Origin of the sequence: Pseudomonas sp. MF6751 (assembly GCF_016613265.1) — a bacterium.
GTDB classification, from domain to species: Bacteria; Pseudomonadota; Gammaproteobacteria; order Pseudomonadales; family Pseudomonadaceae; genus Aquipseudomonas; species Aquipseudomonas fluorescens_BV.
The window spans coordinates 1-19827 of record NZ_JAENSV010000051.1; the positions used below are offsets into that span (position 1 = coordinate 1).

The following is a 19827-nucleotide window of genomic DNA, read 5'->3' on the forward strand; positions in this document are numbered from 1 at the left end:
TGACAAAGACTGATTGATCGTCGTATGCTTTTTCATGGGCTCGCCCTCGCTGTCGTTGGCTTCTATAAGAATGCCACCGTGGCGCATAGACGCCTCGGCTTGGGCGAGTCCATCTAATTACAGGGAAAAATCAGCGTGCGGTGATTTTCCAGGCGCGGTGGATCTTGGCATTGCGCGCAAAATCCGGGTCGATGGTCTTGTCGCTGATCTCCTCGACCGCATAGCGTTCGCTGAGGTTGTCTTCCAGCTGGAACTTGCGGAAGTTGTTGGAGAAGTACAGCACGCCACCCGGCGCCAGGCGCGCCATGGCCAGGTCGAGCAACTGCACATGGTCACGCTGCACGTCGAAGATGCCTTCCATGCGCTTGGAGTTGGAGAAGGTCGGCGGGTCGATGAAAATCATATCGAATTCATCGCGGCTCGCTTCCAGCCACGCCATCACGTCACCCTGTTCCAGGCGGTTCTTGTCGGAGAAGCCGTTGAGGGAGAAATTGCGACGCGCCCAGTCCAGGTAGGTCTTGGACAAGTCGACGCTGGTGGTGCTGCGCGCGCCGCCCTTGGCAGCATGCACACTGGCTGTGGCGGTGTAGCAATACAGATTGAGGAAGCGCTTGCCCGCCGCTTCCTTCTGGATGCGCATGCGCATCGGGCGATGGTCGAGAAACAGGCCGGTGTCCAGGTAATCGGTGAGGTTGACCAGCAACTTAACCCCGCCTTCACTGACCTCGGTGAATTTGCCTTGGGCACTCTGACGCTCGTATTGCTTGGTGCCGCTCTGACGCTCACGACGCTTGACCACCACACGGCTCTTGTCGACGTTCAGTGCCTGGGGAATTGCCGCCAGGGCATCGAACATGCGGGCCGAGGCTTTTTCCGGGTCGATGGATTTAGGCGCGGCGTATTCCTGTACGTGCACCCAATCGTGGTACAGGTCGATGGCCATGGAATATTCAGGCATGTCGGCGTCATACACACGGTAGCAATCCACCCCTTCGCGCTTGGCCCATTTGCCCAACAGCTTGAGGTTCTTCTGCAGGCGGTTGGCGAACATCTGCCCGCCTTCGCTCAAGCGCGCCTGTTCCACCACGGGGGCCGGGGCGGGCTTGATCGGATTGCCGTTCTTGTTGTACTGACGCTCTGCCGGCTCGCTCGGGGCCTGGTCGTAGGCCGCTTGCTCACGTTCGGCCTGACGCTGTTCAGGAGTGCGGCGCTCGCCCGTGACGAACTGATCCGGGTTGACCTTGATCAGCAGCAACTTGCACGGCAATGCGCCGTTCCAGAACGAATACTGTTTGTGGCTACGGATACCCATGCGCTTGCCCAGGTCCGGCGCGCCGGTAAACACCGCCGCTTCCCAGCCCATGCAGGCCTGGCGCAGGCGCTCGCCGAGGTTCTGGTAGAGGTACAACAGGCTGGCTTCATCACCCAGGCGCTCGCCGTAAGGTGGGTTGCAGATGACCAGGCCTTTCTGGTTCTGGTCCGGGCGCGGCTCGAAAGTACCGACTTCGCCTTGGTACACCTTGATCCAATGGCTCAGCCCGGCGCGCTCGATGTTATTGCGAGCAGGCTGGATCAAGCGTGGGTCGGCTTCATAGCCACGCACCCACAACGGCGGCTTGTTCATGCCGATAGCGGCGCGCTCAGTGGCTTCTGCGTGCAGTTTTTTCCACAGCGCCGGGACGTGGCCCAGCCAGGTGGTGAACCCCCACAGTTCACGATTGAGGTTGGGGGCCATGTCGGCGGCGATCATCGCGCCCTCGACCAAAAAGGTACCCACACCGCACATCGGGTCTGTCAGCGCGCCGCCTTCGGCCGCAATACGCGGCCAGCCGGCGCGGATCAGGATCGCCGCCGCCAGGTTTTCCTTCAGCGGTGCCGCACCCTGCTGCAGGCGGTAGCCGCGCTGGTGCAGGCTGTGGCCGGAAAGGTCCAGGGACAGGATGGCTTCGCCACGGTCCAGGCGCAGGTGAATGCGCAGGTCAGGGTTGATCTTGTCGATGGATGGACGTTCGCCGGTCGGGGTGCGTAGTTTGTCGACGATCGCATCCTTGACCTTCAGGGCGCCGAAGTGGGTGTTGTCGATGCCCGAGCCGTGCCCGCTGAACTCCACCGCGAGGGTACCGTCGGGGACCATGTGGTCAGCCCATTCGATGTCCAGCACGCCGTGGTAAAGATCTTCGGCGTCCTTCATCGGAAAGCGCTTGAGCACCAGCAACACGCGGTTGGCCAGGCGTGACCAGAGGCACAGGCGGTAGGCGGTTTCCATGTCGGCCATGCCGCGCACGGCCGAGGTGTGCTCGCGGGCTTCCTCAAGGCCAAGCCCGACGGCTTCCTCGATCAGCAGGCCTTCGAGGCCCTTGGGGCAAGTGAGGAAGAGTTCAAAACGGTCCGACATGGGGCATTCCAGGCTTTTCAGCAATAAGTGAACAGGCGACGCATCGCCGGTTCGGTTTTCAATCAAGCACTTTTCTCGAAGAGTGCTCGCGTGGCACGAATGTGCCGTTCCACCCCGTCTGACGGGCCCTTGAGCCTTTATTGGCGAGGCAGAAGAAGAATGTTGTGCAACAAAAAGAAATGTTCCGACCCTTCGTCGAATAATAACCGACTGCAACAGGCGGTTATTCTCACCAAGGGATTAAACCTTTCCTCTGTGCAGGGCACATCATAGCTGGCTTTGCCCCATAAAAGGGGCGAATAACCATCCCAGCTTATGGCTATAGCATCGTTATCGTTACGTGCTTATGACAAAACGATCATTGAATACATGTGACCTATTGGTTAGAACTCAACACAGGTTGGCGCCGTAACGGTGCCGACACATCGGCTCGCCACGCCGGCAGCGAGCCCACCAACGGCAGAAAAACTCTGCCCGGCCTTGGACAAGGCCGAAGGATATCTAGACAGTCAACAAGTGAGGGAAACACCCTATGAGAAGACTTAAGCGTGATCCGTTGGAAAGAGCATTTTTACGCGGATATCAATATGGCGTTCATGGAAAATCCCGTGAGCTTTGCCCATTTACTCTACCGTCGGTACGCCAAGCCTGGATCAACGGCTGGCGAGAAGGACGCGGCGACAACTGGGACGGTATGACAGGCACTGCGGGCATCCACAGACTCAACGAACTTCACGCCGTCGGCTAATCAGGGGCACTTTATTCCGACACACATCTCTGAACGAGTAACGACTTAACCACGCGCGCCCCATCCGGGCGGCGGGCTTCGGCCCAGGGGCTCCTTTATGGAGCCCTTTTTATTGCCCAGCAGATTGTCAGCGCAAGGCAGCGATGGCATCTACCGACTGGCGAATCAACGCCGGCCCTTTATAGATAAAGCCGGAGTACAACTGCACCAGGCTGGCGCCAGCCGCGATCTTCTCGGCCGCGTGCTTGCCTTCGGTAATACCGCCCACCGCGATGATCGGCAAACGCCCAGCCAACTCGGCCGCCAGCACCTTGACGATATGGGTGCTCTTGTCACGCACTGGCGCGCCCGACAGGCCGCCCGCCTCGTCACCATGGGCCAGGCCTTCGACACCCACGCGGCTGAGGGTGGTATTGGTTGCAATCACCGCGTCCATCCCTGAATCCACCAGGGCCTGGGCCACCAGTACGGTTTCTTCATCGCTCATGTCCGGCGCGATCTTGATGGCCAGGGGCACACGCTTGCCGTGACGCACGGCCAGGTCTTCCTGGCGCTGGCGCAAGGCTTCGAGCAGTTGCTTGAGGGAATCGCCAAATTGCAGGCTGCGCAGGCCCGGAGTGTTGGGCGAGCTGACGTTGACGGTGACATAGCTGGCGTGGGCATAGACCTTGTCCAGGCATATCAGGTAGTCATCCACCGCACGTTCCACAGGGGTGTCAAAGTTCTTGCCGATGTTGATACCCAGGATGCCGGTGTATTTCGCCGCCTGAACCCGCGACAGCAGATGGTCGACGCCGAGGTTATTGAAGCCCATGCGATTAATGATCGCCTCCGCTTCCGGCAGGCGGAAAATGCGGGGCTTGGGGTTGCCCGGTTGCGGCCGTGGGGTCACGGTGCCGATTTCGACAAAGCCGAAACCCAACTGCGCAAACCCGTCGATGGCGGCGCCGTTCTTGTCCAGGCCGGCTGCCAGCCCGACCGGGTTGGGGAAGTCGAGCCCCATCACCGACACCGGCATCTTCGCCGGTGCCTTGCATACCAGGCCATTGAGCCCCAGGCGGCCACCAGCACCGATCAGGTCCAGGGACAGATCGTGGGAGGTTTCCGGGGAAAGTTTGAACAACAGCTGGCGGGCCAGGTTATACATGGGCGGGCTAGACTCGGATGGCGGTAAAAGGTGGCGGTGATTATAGCCGCGGCGGTGGGTTGCATGCGAGGCATGACACTCGATCTCATTGACGCTGCGCCATCAAGGCCTCATAGCGCACCCAGATCCTCTCGGCGTAGCGCAGGCGTAATGCCTCACGCTGAGGGCCGGGGCCGGGCCCAACGTTGTAAGCGCCCACTGCCGTCCAGTTGTAGCCAAAACGCTGTATAAAATCGGCAAGAATCGAGGCGCCTACTTCCACCGACAGGCAAGGTTCGTTCAACAACCGCTCTTCGGTAATACCCTGCTTGAGCAAACGAGGCAGGTGAATGCTGTTTATCTGCATCAAGCCAATATCCCGTGTGCCGTTTCGGTTGCTGTAGTTCATGGCTTGCGCACGGTAACCCGACTCGACTGAGGCGATAGCCTGCAGTAACTCTGGCTCGAGATCGTAGCGGCTGGCCGCCTCTTCCCAGCAATAGGCCCATGCCGGGTTACAGCCCATCAGCACACTGAACAACAGGCCTCTGCCCCCGACCCTAACCTTTAACATTCCTGGCCTGACCACAGACGGCGCACAGGTGCAGGACAGCCCTCGGTTGATCACCCACCCGTACCGGGCATGTAAAGCGATAGCCCTTGCCATAAATAGTCTTGATAAAGCCTTTGTCGGCCCTCAAATGCTTGCGCAGGGAATAAATACAACGCGTAAGTGACTCATCGGCTACCTCACCCCGAGGCCAGGCCAGTTCCAGCAAGCGGTCCTTGGTCATCAGTGCGCCACCGGAGGCCAGCAGCAACCGCAGCACCTGCCCCTCCTTGGGAGGCAGCTGTATATCCGCATCCGCGCCTATCAAACGACCATCGCCGTGCAAGGTCCAGCGAGCGAAGACCAGGGATGCCGCCGCTTCTTGCGTCACGACGGCCATACGCACCTCTGTATCGACTACTGACATTCAAATCCTTACTGTGTGAACCGGCTCACCTGCCATTGGCACGACTATAAAAACCGCCCCGCAGACTCGCGTTAGGAAAAAACCCATTCAATGGTTTTTTTTGGGCCGCTGCCGGTCAGACAAATCGCTTGCGCCCCTTATCGCGACAGCCACTCCTGGAAAGTCTCCTGCAACTCAACTCCTAGCCGGTCCTCCAACTGCACCAACTCACCTAACGCCATCAATTGTCCATTGACCCGCACCTCCACACATCGTGTGACGCCTGGGTCCAAGGGCAGCACTTTTCCCGGCGCGAACGCGGCCAAACGCTTGCGGCTGATCAATTGCTCCTGCAGCAGTATTTCCAGGTGCATGGACAAACGCCTTCTCAGGGGGAAAACTCGCGCTCCGTCCGTAGGAACGCACGTTGCACACGCTCATATTGCGCGGCGGTCAACTGAGGTGGCCCGGCCTGCGGGTCTCCACCACCGGCATGCGCCTGCCCTGGCAAAGTTTCATTCAGCAACTGGGCCACATCCAGCTCGGCCAGTAACGTCTCGATCGCTTTCACTTGGGCAGGCGAGCCCTTGATCAACACACTGTTGATATCCGGATAGGCCAGCAACGCAAGGCGGCCGTCGGCCAACTGATCCCTCTGCGCCTGGGATAGCCGGGCCTGGATCATTGAGACCATGCCTGGCACCCGGCCCCTGTTGGTACCCGCGCCATGCGGGTGATCTTCCACCGGGAAATTGACCACTTGCACCACGCCAAATGCAGGCGGGCGCTCTGGCAACTTGCGAGGGGGTCGATCCATCAGTTGCGTCAGCCGCAATATATGATCGACATAGCTGGGAGGCCCGGATACGTAGAACATGCGCGCCCCGTTTGCGCGCAGCGGATAACGCGGCTCATCCAGCCCTGCACGTCGCATGATGCCACGCAGCCTGTCGACACTAATATGTTGCAGCGCCACCGCCGAGCTTCTCGCTTCGTCGGCAGCGTAGACGTGCAACACTTGGCCATCGCTGTGCCAGATCAAGCCTTCGCGCGCGGCGAGCGTTTCAATGACCTGTTGCGGCGCCGCAAAATCGAATGCTCCGCTCACCTGCCTATTAGCCACGGCACGGCTGGTCACCACGGGCAGGCCCAATGACACAGACAGCGCAGCAAAGAAAGCCGGCAGCCCCTCATCCTGTGCCTGGTACACCTCGCCACAGGCCGTGCGGCTGCCCAGCAACAGCGCGGCGCACAGCAGCACGCTGTACAGCCAGCGGCAATTGAGGGTTGCGAGGAAATCAGCGTGCACCGTGGGAATGCCTGACGGTCTGGCCTGAGGAAGCGGCCATACTGCGAGGCGCACGAGGTTCAATCATGATGGAAAGTTGACGGCCAGTTGCACCGGCCCACCCATGGCATGTGCCTTGCTATGCACTCTGTATCAGGCTCGCACCAACGGCGGTACGGGCCTACGGACAAAGGCGTCGTTCCCCTGCAATGGCCTGTAACGCCAACCTGGGAAACGGCGCTTTTTTTTTTCAGAAAAGGCAGGTATTGATGAACGATCCGCTGGCTTGGGTAAATGGCAGCGATGCCCCGGAAAAGAGCAGCCTGGACCTTGGGTTCATGGCCCTGACCGATTGCGCCTCGCTGGTGGTCGCCGCCACCCAGGGCTTCGCCCAACCCTACGGCCTCACACTCAACCTCAAACGCCAGGCATCCTGGGCCAACCTGCGCGATAAGCTGGTCAGCGGTGAACTGGACGCCGCCCACAGTCTCTACGGGCTGATTTATGCCGTACACCTGGGCATCGGCGGCGTCGCCGCCAGCCCCATGGCAGTGCTGATGGGGCTGAACCAGAATGGCCAGGGCATCAACCTGTCCCACGGCCTGCAACAGCAAGGGGTGATCACTCCTGAGGCGTTGAAAGGCCATGTGCACCAAAGCCGGACAAAACTGACCTTCGCTCAGACGTTTCCCACCGGCACCCACGCCATGTGGTTGTATTACTGGCTGGCGAGCCAAGGCATACATCCATTGCAGGATGTGAACAGTGTGGTGGTGCCGCCGCCGCAAATGGTGGCGCACCTGCAAGCCGGACGCATCGATGGACTTTGCGTGGGTGAACCCTGGTGCGCCAGCGCAGTGCAACAGAACCAGGGCTTTACCCTGGCGACCAGCCAGGCAATCTGGCCGGACCACCCGGAAAAAGTCCTGGGCTGCACCCAAGCCTTCGCTGACGCGTACCCCAATACCGCACGCGTACTGGTCATGGCGATCCTCGAGGCCAGCCGGTTTATCGAACAGAGCCGTGAAAACCGCCGCTCTACCGCCCAGTTGCTCAGTGCCAGCGAATACCTCGACGCGCCTGTGGCCTGCATCGAACCGCGCCTGCTGGGGCACTATGACGATGGCCTGGGCAACCACTGGCAGGATCCCCATGCACTGCGCTTTTTCGCCGACGGCGAGGTGAACCTGCCTTACCTCAGCGATGGCATGTGGTTCATGACCCAGTTCCGGCGCTGGGGCTTGCTGCGGGAAGACCCTGACTACCTGGGCGTTGCCCGGCAAGTTCAGCAATTGGCACTGTATCGCCAGGCTGCCGAGGCGCTGGGCATTACCGCAGGCGACTCGGACATGCGTCGCAGCCAGTTGCTCGACGGCAAGACCTGGGACGGCAGCGACCCCGCTGGCTACGCCCGCAGCTTCCACCTGCATGCCCTGGCCGATGATGCCAATCGCCAAGCGCTGCGCTGACAGGAGCCCGACGATGCTGCGAATCCTGTTGATCAACGACACCCCGCGCAAGGTCGGGCGCCTCAAGGCCGCATTGACCGAGGCCGGCTTCGAGGTGATCGATGAGTCCGGCTTGACCATCGACCTGCCCGCACGCGTCGAAACAGTGCGTCCTGACGTGATTCTGATCGATACCGAGTCACCCGGGCGCGATGTGATGGAGCAAGTGGTGCTGGTCAGCCGCGATCAGCCACGGCCCATCGTGATGTTCACCGACGAGCACGACCCGAATGTAATGCGCCAGGCCATCAAGTCCGGCGTCAGTGCCTATATCGTCGAAGGTATCCAGGCCCAGCGCCTGCAACCGATCCTCGATGTGGCCATGGCGCGCTTCGAGAGTGACCAGGCCCTGCGCGCCCAGCTTCATGCCCGCGACCAGCAACTGGCCGAACGCAAGCGCATCGAGTTGGCCAAGGGCCTGCTGATGAAGATGAAGAGTTGTAACGAGGAAGAGGCCTACACCCTGATGCGCCGCCAGGCCATGAGCCGTCAACAGAAACTGATCCAGGTGGCGGAGCAGATTATTGCCATGAGCGAGTTGCTCGGCTGATCTGGCTCAGCTCTTGCTAAAGAATTATCACAGGTAGCCAACGGCGGTTGCCCCTTCACGACAAAGACGTCGCCCACCCGGTTTGCCCTCGCGAACCCGGTGGCGGCGTTTTTTCGTTTCTAGACCCCCAACCGTTGAGGTGCGTGATGAAATCAAGCTTCTGGAAATCCGGGCACACCCCGACCCTGTTTGCCGCGTTCCTGTATTTCGACCTGAGCTTCATGGTCTGGTACCTGCTGGGCCCACTGGCGGTGCAGATTGCCGCTGACTTGCACCTGACTACTCAACAGCGCGGCCTAGTGGTGGCCACCCCGATCCTGGCGGGCGCGGTGCTGCGCTTCTTGATGGGGATGCTGGCCGACAAGCTGTCGCCCAAGACCGCCGGGCTGATTGGCCAGGTGATTGTGATCGTGGCGCTGTTCTGCGCCTGGAAACTGGGGATCCACAGCTACGAACAAGCGCTGCTGCTGGGCATGTTCCTGGGCATGGCCGGTGCGTCCTTCGCGGTCGCCCTGCCCTTGGCGTCACAGTGGTACCCGGCGGAGCACCAAGGCAAGGCCATGGGCATCGCCGGCGCCGGTAACTCCGGCACCGTGTTTGCGGCGTTGCTGGCGCCCGTGCTGGCGGCCGCCTTTGGTTGGAGCAATGTGTTCGGCTTTGCACTGATCCCACTGGTGCTGACCCTGATCGTATTCGCCTGGCTTGCGCGCAATGCGCCTGAACGGCCGAAAGCCAAATCCATGGCCGACTACTTCAAGGCCCTGGGCGACCGCGACAGCTGGTGGTTCATGTTCTTCTACAGCGTGACCTTCGGCGGGTTTATCGGCCTGGCCAGCGCCCTGCCCGGCTACTTCAACGACCAGTACGGCCTGAGCCCGGTGACCGCCGGCTACTACACCGCCGCCTGTGTGTTCGGTGGCAGCCTGATGCGCCCATTGGGTGGCGCCCTGGCAGACCGGTTCGGCGGGATCAAAACCCTGCTCGGCATGTACAGCGTGGCGGTGATCTGCATTGCGGCAGTGGGTTTTAACTTGCCCAGCTCCTACGCAGCCTTGGCGCTTTTTGTCTGCACCATGCTCGGCCTGGGCGCCGGCAATGGCGCGGTATTCCAACTGGTGCCGCAGCGTTTTCGCAGTGAGATCGGCGTGATGACCGGCCTGATCGGCATGGCCGGTGGCATCGGTGGCTTCGCCCTTGCGGCGGGCATGGGCGCTATCAAGCAGAGTACTGGCAGCTATCAACTGGCCCTGTGGTTGTTCGCCAGCCTCGGTGTGTTGGCCTGGTTCGGACTGCATGGGGTGAAACGGCGCTGGAGAACCACCTGGGGTTCGGCCGCCGTGACCGCCGCCCGCGTCTGATGAGTCTGCAACTGAGCGTCGCCCAGGCCAGTGCCATCGGCCCGCGCAGCGAGAACCAGGATGCGCTGCGGGTGGTCACGCCCATGGCGGAACTGGCCGCGAGCAAAGGCTACCTGTGCGCACTGGCCGACGGCGTCAGCCAGTGCGCCGACGGTGGCCTGGCCGCACGCTCGACCCTGCAGGCCCTGGCCCTGGACTACTACGCTACGCCACAGACTTGGGGCGTGGCCCAGGCGCTGGAGCGCTTGTTACTGGCGCAGAATCGCTGGTTGCAAGCCAACGGCGGCGGCCAACCGTTGCTCACCACCCTGAGCGCCCTGGTGTTTCGCGGCCAGCGTTTCACCCTGGCCCATGTCGGTGATTGCCGGGCGTATCGTTGGCTTGACGGAGAGTTGCAACGCATCAGCGAAGACCATGTGTGGGAACAGCCGGGCATGCAACATGTGCTCAAGCGCGCCCTCGGCCTGGATCAGCATCTGGTGCTGGATTTCCTCGATGGCCCATTGCGCGAGGGCGAGTGTTTCCTGCTACTCAGCGATGGGGTGTGGGCCACGCTGGGCGATCACAGCATCGGCGCGATCCTGCGCGAACAAAGCGACCTCGAGCTGGCCGTCAACACCCTGGTCAACGCCGCCCACCTGGCGGGTAGTCAAGACAACGCCAGCGCCTTGCTGGTGCGCATCGATCAACTCGGCGCGGCCACCCTCGGCGACGCCTTGGTGCAGTTGCAGCAATGGCCACTGCCGCCACTGCTGAAAGTCGGGCAAACCTTTGAAGGCTGGCAGGTGCAAAGCGTGCTGGCGCAGAGTCGGCAGTCGTTGCTGTACCGCGTGCACGACGCCCAGGGGCAACCCTGGCTGCTCAAGACCTTGCCGTTGCGTTGCGACGATACCGACGCCGCCCAGGCTTTGTTATCGGAGGAATGGTTTCTGCGCCGGGTCGCCGGCCGGGCCTTTCCCGAAGTGCATGCCGCCAGTGGCCGTCAGCATTTGTACTACGTGATGCGCGAATACGCCGGGCAAACTCTGGCCCAACTGTTCCGACAACAGGGCCCGCTGCCGTTGGCACAATGGCAGTCGATTGCCGAACGCTTGCTGCGCGCCGTGGGCCTGTTGCATCGCCGGCAGATCCTGCACCGCGACATCAAGCCAGAAAACCTGCTGCTGGGAGAAGATGGCGAACTGCGAGTGCTGGACTTCGGCCTGGCCTATTGCCCCGGGCTCTCCGAGGACCGTGCGCACCTGCTGCCCGGCACCCCGAGTTTCATCGCGCCCGAGGCGTTCGCTGGCGAGCAGCCTACGGCACAACAGGATTTGTACAGCGTCGGCGTGACCTTGTATTACCTGCTGACCGGGCATTACCCCTACGGTGAAATCGAGGCCTTCCAACGGCCCAGGTTTTCCCAACCCGTCAGCGCCAGCCGTTATCGCCCTGACTTGCCAGAGTGGTTGCCCCATAGCCTGGAACGAGCGCTGATCGCTGTCCCGGCCCAACGTTATGAAACCGCCGAAGAATGGCTGTTGGTGCTGGAGCAGGCCGATCGCCGCGAATTGAGCGTACGCCCACGCCCCTTGCTCGAACGCGAACCCTTGAAAGTCTGGCAGACCCTGGCGATGGCCTCGCTTTTGCTCAATCTGGTGCTGCTGTACTGGTTGATGCACCACTAACGGGCAGAATGCGCCGACTCTCCGTGTAAACGCCCAGTAAACCTGGGCTATAGGGACTTGGCACAGCTGCTGCATTAACGTTCTCAACACCCCACATATAGCCGCTCCTTCAACGACGAAGGGCCGAGCTTCCCGATAGAACGGGACCAGGACAAAGGCGTCCTCGCTAGCTGACTAGCGGGGATGCCTTTTTTGTTTGCGCACGATTTGTCGAGCCATTGCGGAGAACGACATGAAAAAACTCAAACTGGTGATGATCGGCAACGGCATGGCCGGGGTTCGCACCCTTGAAGAACTGCTCAAACTGAGCAACGAGCTGTACGACATCACCGTGTTCGGCGCCGAGCCTCACACCAACTACAACCGCATCCTGCTGTCGCCGGTACTGGCCGGTGAACAAACCTTCGAAGAGATCGTGCTCAACGACCTGGATTGGTACCTGGACAACAACGTCAAACTGCTGCTCAACCGCAAAGTGGTGCAGATCGACCGAGTCAAGCGCAAAGTCATCGCCGAAGACGGCACCGAGGCCGAATATGACCGCCTGCTGATCGCTACCGGGTCCACGCCGTTTATCCTGCCAATTCCCGGCAACAGCTTGCAGGGCGTGATTGGTTACCGCGACATTGCCGACACCCAGGCGATGATCGACACCGCCAAGACCCACAAGCATGCGGTGGTGATCGGCGGCGGCCTGCTCGGCCTGGAAGCGGCCAACGGCCTGATGCTGCGCGGCATGCACGTGACGGTGGTGCACATCGGTGAATGGCTGCTGGAGCGGCAACTGGACAAGACCAGCGGCCAGCTACTGCAAACCGAACTGGAGAGCCGCGGCCTGGTGTTTCGCCTGTGCGAGCAGACCCAGGCCCTGCACGATGCCGGCAATGGCCGCGTCGGCTCGGTGCAGTTCAAGAATGGCGACATCATCCCCGCCGACCTGGTGGTGATGGCTGCCGGCATCCGCCCCAATACCGAACTCGCGGAAAAGTCCGGCATCCCCTGCAACCGTGGGATCCTGGTCAACGACACGATGCAAACCTACGACCCGCGTATCTATGCGATCGGTGAATGCGCCAGCCATCGCGGCATCGCCTATGGCCTGGTGGCGCCCTTGTTCGAACAGGCCAAGGTCTGCGCCAACCACCTGGCCCAATTGGGCTTTGCTACTTACAAGGGCTCGGTGACCTCGACCAAGCTGAAAGTCACCGGCATCGACCTGTTCTCCGCCGGCGACTTCATGGGCGGCGAAGGCACCGAAACCATCACGCTCTCCGACCCGATTGGCGGCGTGTACAAGAAGCTGGTGATCAAGGACGACATCCTGGTCGGCGCCTGCCTGTACGGCGATACCGCCGATGGCGGCTGGTATTTCCGCCAGATCCGTGAGAACCACGCCATCGGTGAAATCCGCGATCATCTGATGTTCGGTGAAAATGCACTCGGCGATGTCGGCCACCAAGGCCAGGACAAAGCCATGAGCATGGCCGACAGCGCCGAAGTCTGCGGCTGCAACGGCGTGTGCAAGGGCACCATCGTCAAGGCGATCCAGGAACAAGGGCTGTTCAGTGTCGATGAGGTGAAAAAACACACCAAGGCCGCCAGTTCCTGCGGCTCCTGTGCCGGGCTGGTCGAGCAGATCCTGATCAACACCGTGGGCGGCGCCGCCGACGTCAAACCCAAAAGTGAAAAAGCCATCTGTGGCTGCAGCGACCTCAACCACGGGCAGATCCGCCAGGCCATCCGCGAGCAGCACCTGCTGACCATCGACAGCACCATGCGCTACCTGAACTGGCGCACCCCCAATGGCTGCGCCACCTGCCGCCCGGCCCTCAACTATTATCTGATTTCCACGTGGCCCGGCGAAGCCAAGGACGACCCGCAATCGCGGCTGATCAACGAACGGGCCCACGCCAATATTCAAAAAGACGGCACCTACTCTGTGGTCCCACGGATGTGGGGTGGCGTGACCAATCCTTCGGAGTTGCGCCGCATCGCCGATGTGGCCGACAAGTACAACGTGCCGATGGTCAAGGTCACCGGCGGCCAGCGCATTGACTTGCTCGGTATCAAGAAGCAGGACTTGCCAGGGGTATGGAAGGACCTGGATATGCCGTCCGGGCATGCCTATGGCAAATCCATCCGCACCGTCAAAACCTGTGTGGGCAGCGAGTTCTGCCGGTTTGGCACGCAGAACTCGACGCAACTGGGCATCGAGCTGGAGCATGACCTGTTCAATATGTGGTCGCCCCACAAGGTCAAGTTGGCGGTCTCCGGGTGCCCACGCAACTGCTCGGAAGCGGGCATCAAGGACGTAGGCATTATCGGTGTCGACTCGGGCTGGGAGATGTACATCGGTGGCAACGGCGGGATCAAGACCGAAGTCGCGGAGTTCTTCGTCAAGGTGAAAACCGCCGAGGAAGTACGCGAATACAACGGCGCATTCCTGCAGCTATACCGCGAAGAAGCCTTCTACCTGGAGCGCACCGTGCACTACCTGCAGCGAGTGGGCATGGAGCATATCAAGAAGGCTGTGCTGGAAGACCCGGCCCGCCGCCAGGCCCTCAATGAGCGTTTGCAGTTCTCGTTGTCATTCGAGCAGGACCCATGGAAAGAACGCCTGGAACAGCCGCTGCTGAAAAAGGAATTCGACGTGATCCCCGTCAAACAACTGGAGGTCTCGCTATGAACTGGCTGGATATCTGCGCCCTCGATGAAATCAACACCCTGGGCTCGCGCATCATCAGCGGGCCGAAAGGTGACATTGCGATTTTTCGCACCAGTGACGATGAAGTCTTTGCCCTCGACGACCGCTGCCCACACAAAGGCGGGCCGCTGTCCCAAGGCTTGATCTACGGCAAGCGGGTGGCCTGCCCGCTGCACAACTGGCAGATCGACCTGGCGACTGGCCAAGCCCAGGCCCCGGATATCGGCTGCGCCCACCATCATCAGGCCCGGGTCGAAAACGGCCGGGTGATGCTGGCCCTGCGGGACGCGGGTTGATGAACCGCCAGACCACCGCGTCCACCTGTTGTTATTGCGGGGTGGGCTGCGGCGTGCTGATCGAGCATGACGGCGAACAGATCCTGGGGGTGCAAGGCGACCCCAGCCATCCGGCCAACTTCGGCAAGTTGTGCAGCAAAGGCGCGAGCCTGCACCTGACCGGCGACTTGAGCGCCCGCGCTCTTTACCCGCAATTGCGCTTGGGCAAAGAACTGGCGCGCACCCGCACCGACTGGGACACTGCCCTGGACCACGCGGCCAACGTGTTCGCCGATACCATTGCCGAACACGGGCCCGACAGTGTGGCGTTCTATATTTCCGGGCAACTGTTGACCGAGGACTACTACAGCTTCAACAAGCTGGCCCGTGCGTTGGTGGGCACCAATAATATCGACAGCAATTCTCGGCTGTGCATGTCTTCGGCGGTGGTCGGCTACAAGCGCAGCCTGGGCGCCGATGCGCCGCCGTGCAGCTATGAAGACCTGGAAAACAGCGACTGCGTGCTGATCGTCGGCAGCAATATGGCCTACGCCCACCCGGTATTGTTCCGACGCCTGGAGCAAGCCAAGGCGCAACGCCCGCAGATGAAAGTGCTGGTGATTGACCCTCGGCGTACCGACACCTGCGACTTGGCCGACCTGCACTTGGCCATCTTGCCGGGAACGGATGTGGCGTTGTTCCACGGCATTTTGCATTTACTGCTGTGGGAAGACTGGATCGACCGCGCGTTTATCCAGGCCCACACCGACGGCCTGGCCGAACTCAAGCGCCTGGTGCATGACTACACGCCACAGATGGTCACGCAACTATGCGGCATCAGCGTCGAACAGCTGCGCCTGTGCGCGCAGTGGGTCGGCACCTCCAGCAGCTTTTTGTCGCTGTGGTGCATGGGGCTTAACCAATCCACCGCCGGCAGCGCCAAAAACAGCGCGTTGATCAACCTGCATCTAGCCACGGGGACCATTGGCCGGCCGGGCTGCGGGCCGTTTTCCCTGACCGGCCAACCGAACGCCATGGGTGGGCGCGAAACCGGCAGCCTGTCCAACTTACTGCCGGGCCACCGCGAAGCGGCCAACCCTGAACACCGCGCCGAAGTGGCGGCCTATTGGGGCGTGGAACAACTACCCGCGACTACGGGCCTTACCGCCATCGAACTGTTTGAACAGGTGCAGGCTGGCAAGATCAAGGCGTTGTGGATCGCCTGTACCAACCCTGCCCAATCGCTGCCCGACCAGAACGCGGTGCGTGCCGCCTTGGCCGCGTGCCCGTTCGTGGTGTTGCAGGAAGCGTTTCGTACCACCGAAACCGCCGCCTATGCCGACCTGCTACTGCCCGCCGCCAGTTGGGGTGAAAAAGACGGCACGGTGACCAACTCCGAGCGGCGTATTTCCCACGTGCGCCGCGCCATCAACCCACCGGGTGAAGCACGCGCGGATTGGGCGATCACGGTGGATTTCGCACAGCGCCTGGAGCGTCGTCTGCGTCCGGGGTTGCCGAGCCTGTTCGCCTTTGAGAAAGCGGCGCAGCTGTTTGATGAATTCAAGCCACTGACCCAAGGCCGTGACCTGGATATGTCCGGCATCAGCCACGCCCTGCTCGACCGGCTCGGCCCGCAGCAGTGGCCGTTTCCCGAGGGTGCGCAAGCGGGTACGTCGCGCCTGTACACCGACGGCATTTTCCCTACTGACACGGGCCGGGCGCGATTTGTCGCCGAGCCTTACCGCGCCGCCAAGGAACAGCGCGATGCGCGATTCCCCCTGACTCTGATCACCGGTCGCCTGCGTGATCAATGGCACGGCATGAGCCGCACCGGCACGGCAGCGCAGCTGTTCGGGCACGTCAGTGAAGCATTGTTGAGCCTGCATCCGGATGAGCTACGCCGCCACCGCTTCAAAGAGGGTGACCTGGTCAGCCTGAAAAGCCGTCGCGGCAGCGTGATCGTCGCCATCGGCAGCGATGACAGTGTGCGTCCCGGTCAAGCGTTTCTGCCCATGCACTGGGGCGACCGCTTTCTCAAGGGCGGCGTCAATACCCTCACTCAACCGGCGTTCGACCCTTTGTCCAAGCAGCCGGAGCTCAAGCACAGCGGCGTGCGCCTGGAAGCAGTGCAACTGCCGTGGCAGCTGTTTGCGCTGATCGAAGGCGATGTACAGCAGCACCTCGAAGCCTTGCGCCCACTGTGTGAAACCTTTGCCTACGTCAGCCTGAGCCTGGCTGGCCGTGAACGCCCCGCGCTGCTGGTGCGCGCCGCGCATACCGAGGCGCCCGACCTGCAACTCTTGACCCGTATCGACCACCTGCTGGGCCTCAACGACGGCCCGGTAATGGCCTATGACGACCCGCGCCGCTCAATCGGCAAGCGCGTAAAAATCGAGAAAGGTCGCATCACCGCCCTGCGCCTGGCCGGCGAAACCCTGGCCCGTCATTGGCTGCAAAGCCTGTGGCTGGAAGGCCGGGCCGACGAGCAACTGCGGCGCTGGTTGCTGGCGCCCTTGAGCGCGCCGCCGGGCGGTACAACGGCCAGCAACAAGATTGTGTGCAACTGCAAGAACGTCAGCGAAAACGCCGTGTGTGCCGGTATCGGCAGCGGCCTGGACCTGGATGGCCTCAAACAGGCCCTGGGCTGCGGCACCCAATGCGGCTCCTGCGTGCCGGAAATCAAACGTCTTTTGGCCAGCAACCCGCAGCCAATCGCCATCAGTGTGTAAGGAGAACAACATGAGCGCAAAAGTGTGGCTGGTAGGCGCAGGACCGGGTGACCCGGAGTTGCTGACCCTGAAAGCGGTACGGGCTCTGCAGGCAGCGGACGTCGTGCTGATTGATGATCTGGTCAACCCGACAGTACTGGAACACTGCACCAGCGCTCGGGTAATTACCGTCGGCAAGCGCGGGGGATGTCGCTCTACCCCGCAGGACTTTATTCACCGCCTGATGTTGCGTTATGCACGCCAGGGCAAATGCGTAGTACGTCTTAAAGGCGGTGACCCGTGTATTTTTGGCCGCGGTGGCGAGGAGGCAACCTGGCTGCGCGAGCGTGGAGTCGAGGTGGAATTGGTCAATGGCATCACCTCAGGCCTGGCCGGGGCGACCCAGTGTGACATCCCTTTGACCTTGCGCGGGGTGAGCCGTGGAGTGACCTTGGTCACCGCGCATACCCAGGACGACAGTAGCCTGAACTGGCGTGCGCTGGCGGAGGGTGGAACCACGCTGGTGGTGTATATGGGCGTGGCCAAGCTGGAAGAAATCCGCGAACAGCTGCTCAACGGCGGCATGGCTGCGGATATGCCGGTGGCAATGATCGAAAACGCTTCGTTACCCCAACAACGCGAATGCCGCAGCTCCCTGGCGGCCATGCATGACGCTGCAAAAACTTTTGCGCTGAAGAGCCCGGCCATCCTGGTGATTGGCCAGGTTGCCGGCGCCGCACAGATGGCTAGTGTCGCCACCGCAGCAAGCGCCTGAGGCAAATCGCAGGCGAAAAAAAGCCCGGCCTGAGCCGGGCTTTTCTTTACTACTCAGTAATTACTGAGCGGTAGCTTCAACCGACGCTTCTACGCGACGGTTAACAGCGCGACCAGCTTCAGTTGCGTTGTCAGCAACTGGGCGGGATTCGCCGTAACCAACAGCAGTTACACGGCTAGGAGCAACGCCGTCTTTAACCAGGACTTGCTTAACAGCGTCAGCACGACGCTGGGACAGCTTCTGGTTGTAAGCGTCTGGACCTACGGAGTCAGTGTGACCAGCAACTTCTACGTTGGTAGCTGGGTACTGAGCCATGAAGTCGGCCAGGTTTTTAACGTCGCCGTAGCTGTTAGGCTTAACAACGGCCTTGTCGAAGTCGAACTTAACGTCCAGCTCAACACGAACAACCTGAGCAACCGGAGCTTCTGGCTCTGGAACTGGCTCTGGAGCTGGTGCTGGGGTAGGAGCTGGAGCAGCTGCGCCAGCGTTACCGCCGAAGTTCACGCCCAGGCCAACCAGTGCGGAGTAGTCCCACTTGCCGTTGTCCAGACCGTAGTCAGCTTCAACACCAGCACGAGCGTACAGGTTGTTGGTGAAGTAGTACTTCACGCCGGTACCGATGGTAGCGAAAGTGGTCTGGTCGCGACCGCTGTGGCCGTCAGCCTTAACGTTGGTACGGCTCTGGTGGCCGAAACCGCCTTCAACGTATGGACGCAGGCTATCAACGCCAGCCTGACCGAAGTGGTACTGAGCAACGAGGCTGCCAGTGTCACCTTTGATCTTCTGGTTGCCAGTGCCGTCGTTCGAACGGGTGTGGTTGGTCTTGTCGTACGACAGATTCAACGACAGATCGTCGGTCAGGAAGTAACCAATGCGAGCGCCTGGGTTGAAGCCGTCTTCGATGTGCTTAACGCTATCGTTGTACTGCTTCTTGTAGAACAGCTCGCCTTCAACTGCGCCTTGGCCTTGTGCCAGAACGCCGAAAGAAGTAGCGGCAATAAGAGAACCAATGGCCAAGCCCAAGGTGTTTTTCAGTTTCATCCGTTAAATCCCCATCTGGTGATTGTAAAGCAGTCCCACAAACCGGGGGACAACTCGGCGACAAGTCTAACAGAACTTGCCTACACGTAAGAGATATTTGCTACGCACTAAGTTTCAGTCTCGCCCGCAAATTTCTCACGTAATTTATCAAGAGCACGCTTGTACCGCATTTTTGTAGCACTCAAACCCATATGCATGATGTCAGCGATTTCCTGAAATTCCAGCTCTGCGACAAATCGAAGCACCAGAATTTCGCGGTCAATCGGGTTCACATGCACCAACCAGCGATCAAGTCCGCCCTTTTCCTCGGGTGCCGGCGCCTTCTCTTCAGACGCCTCCTCAAGGGGGTCCAGACTCAAAGCGTCCATCAAGCGACGCTTTCGCCGTTCCTTCCGATACTGCGTGATGCACTCGTTGTACGTGATGCTGTACAGCCAGGTCTTGAACTTCGATTTGCCCTCGAAGTTCTTCAGGCCGTATAGCACCTTGAGCATCACTTCCTGACAGACATCATCCGCGTCTCTATCGTTCCCCAAATACCTTGAACAAACGTTGAACAGAGTGCGTTGATACCTGCGCATCAATTCTTCGTACGCGCGTGTTACGTGAAACAGCTCCGTGTGCGAGCGCGCGACCAACTCCTCATCAGAGAGCTCACGGGGGTCATAGCGCGTGGACAGCGTTTGGGCTTTATTCAAAACAAGTCGTGCCGACAGTCAGGTCAATGT

17 protein-coding genes are annotated in these 19827 nt (G+C 60.8%); 9 read left to right on the top strand and 8 right to left on the bottom strand.

Annotated features, from left to right (window positions below):
• Positions 1-130: 130 nt before the first annotated feature.
• Positions 131-2395, bottom strand: a complete 2265-nt coding sequence (rlmKL, locus tag JJD66_RS24635; protein ID WP_034128371.1) for a bifunctional 23S rRNA (guanine(2069)-N(7))-methyltransferase RlmK/23S rRNA (guanine(2445)-N(2))-methyltransferase RlmL — start codon at positions 2393-2395, stop codon at positions 131-133.
• Positions 2396-2927: 532 nt separating this feature from the next.
• Between rlmKL and rmf the strand changes: the two genes are divergently transcribed.
• The gene (rmf, locus tag JJD66_RS24640) at positions 2928-3143 is read left to right on the top strand and encodes a ribosome modulation factor (RefSeq protein ID WP_002553055.1); all 216 of its coding nucleotides are present in this window, start codon (positions 2928-2930) and stop codon (positions 3141-3143) included.
• 127 nt (positions 3144-3270) lie between these two features.
• Here rmf and JJD66_RS24645 read toward each other — a convergent pair whose 3' ends face one another.
• From JJD66_RS24645 to JJD66_RS24665, 5 genes are all read right to left on the bottom strand, one after another.
• Positions 3271-4290 carry a quinone-dependent dihydroorotate dehydrogenase gene (locus tag JJD66_RS24645; RefSeq protein ID WP_072447413.1) on the bottom strand — a complete coding sequence of 340 codons (1020 nt, stop codon included), beginning with the start codon at positions 4288-4290 and terminating at the stop codon, positions 3271-3273.
• A gap of 85 nt (positions 4291-4375) precedes the next feature.
• Positions 4376-4843: a transglycosylase SLT domain-containing protein gene (locus JJD66_RS24650; protein ID WP_034128369.1), complete on the bottom strand. Its 468-nt coding sequence runs from the start codon at positions 4841-4843 to the stop codon at positions 4376-4378.
• The gene (locus tag JJD66_RS24655; RefSeq protein WP_200649268.1) at positions 4830-5219 is read right to left on the bottom strand and encodes a winged helix-turn-helix domain-containing protein; all 390 of its coding nucleotides are present in this window, start codon (positions 5217-5219) and stop codon (positions 4830-4832) included. The genes JJD66_RS24650 and JJD66_RS24655 overlap by 14 nt, the downstream gene beginning before the upstream one ends.
• A gap of 164 nt (positions 5220-5383) precedes the next feature.
• Positions 5384-5599 (bottom strand): FliM/FliN family flagellar motor switch protein, encoded by a 216-nt coding sequence (locus JJD66_RS24660; RefSeq protein WP_034128368.1) that lies wholly within the window; start codon positions 5597-5599, stop codon positions 5384-5386.
• A gap of 14 nt (positions 5600-5613) precedes the next feature.
• Positions 5614-6534, bottom strand: a complete 921-nt coding sequence (locus JJD66_RS24665; RefSeq protein WP_325167115.1) for a secretin N-terminal domain-containing protein — start codon at positions 6532-6534, stop codon at positions 5614-5616.
• A gap of 248 nt (positions 6535-6782) precedes the next feature.
• On the opposite strand from JJD66_RS24665, the gene JJD66_RS24670 reads away from it, so the two are divergent.
• The 8 genes from JJD66_RS24670 (at position 6783) to cobA (ending at position 18058) form a co-directional block, all read left to right on the top strand.
• Positions 6783-7982 carry a CmpA/NrtA family ABC transporter substrate-binding protein gene (locus JJD66_RS24670; RefSeq protein WP_200649258.1) on the top strand — a complete coding sequence of 400 codons (1200 nt, stop codon included), beginning with the start codon at positions 6783-6785 and terminating at the stop codon, positions 7980-7982.
• 13 nt (positions 7983-7995) lie between these two features.
• Positions 7996-8571, top strand: coding sequence for an ANTAR domain-containing response regulator (locus tag JJD66_RS24675; protein ID WP_003193274.1), 576 nt, complete (start codon positions 7996-7998; stop codon positions 8569-8571).
• A 146-nt stretch (positions 8572-8717) separates the two neighbouring features.
• On the top strand, positions 8718-9929 hold the full coding sequence (locus JJD66_RS24680) for a nitrate/nitrite transporter (RefSeq protein WP_032903097.1): 1212 nt from the start codon (positions 8718-8720) through the stop codon (positions 9927-9929).
• Complete coding sequence (locus tag JJD66_RS24685) at positions 9929-11596, top strand: bifunctional protein-serine/threonine kinase/phosphatase (protein ID WP_200649259.1); 1668 nt, start codon at positions 9929-9931, stop codon at positions 11594-11596. Before JJD66_RS24680 ends, JJD66_RS24685 begins: the two co-directional genes overlap by 1 nt.
• Before the next feature lie 232 nt (positions 11597-11828).
• A complete protein-coding gene (gene nirB, locus JJD66_RS24690) occupies positions 11829-14282 on the top strand; it encodes a nitrite reductase large subunit NirB (RefSeq protein WP_034128365.1) in 2454 nt (817 codons plus the stop codon).
• The gene (gene nirD, locus JJD66_RS24695) at positions 14279-14596 is read left to right on the top strand and encodes a nitrite reductase small subunit NirD (RefSeq protein WP_200649260.1); all 318 of its coding nucleotides are present in this window, start codon (positions 14279-14281) and stop codon (positions 14594-14596) included. The genes nirB and nirD overlap by 4 nt, the downstream gene beginning before the upstream one ends.
• The gene (locus tag JJD66_RS24700) at positions 14596-17304 is read left to right on the top strand and encodes a nitrate reductase (RefSeq protein WP_200649261.1); all 2709 of its coding nucleotides are present in this window, start codon (positions 14596-14598) and stop codon (positions 17302-17304) included. The genes nirD and JJD66_RS24700 overlap by 1 nt, the downstream gene beginning before the upstream one ends.
• A gap of 10 nt (positions 17305-17314) precedes the next feature.
• Positions 17315-18058: a uroporphyrinogen-III C-methyltransferase gene (gene cobA / locus JJD66_RS24705; protein WP_200649262.1), complete on the top strand. Its 744-nt coding sequence runs from the start codon at positions 17315-17317 to the stop codon at positions 18056-18058.
• Between the two features lie 60 nt (positions 18059-18118).
• Here the strand turns inward: cobA and JJD66_RS24710 are convergent, their stop codons facing one another.
• Positions 18119-19099, bottom strand: a complete 981-nt coding sequence (locus JJD66_RS24710; protein ID WP_200649263.1) for an OmpA family protein — start codon at positions 19097-19099, stop codon at positions 18119-18121.
• A gap of 107 nt (positions 19100-19206) precedes the next feature.
• Complete coding sequence (gene sigX / locus JJD66_RS24715) at positions 19207-19797, bottom strand: RNA polymerase sigma factor SigX (RefSeq protein WP_003193286.1); 591 nt, start codon at positions 19795-19797, stop codon at positions 19207-19209.
• Positions 19798-19827 lie beyond the last annotated feature (30 nt).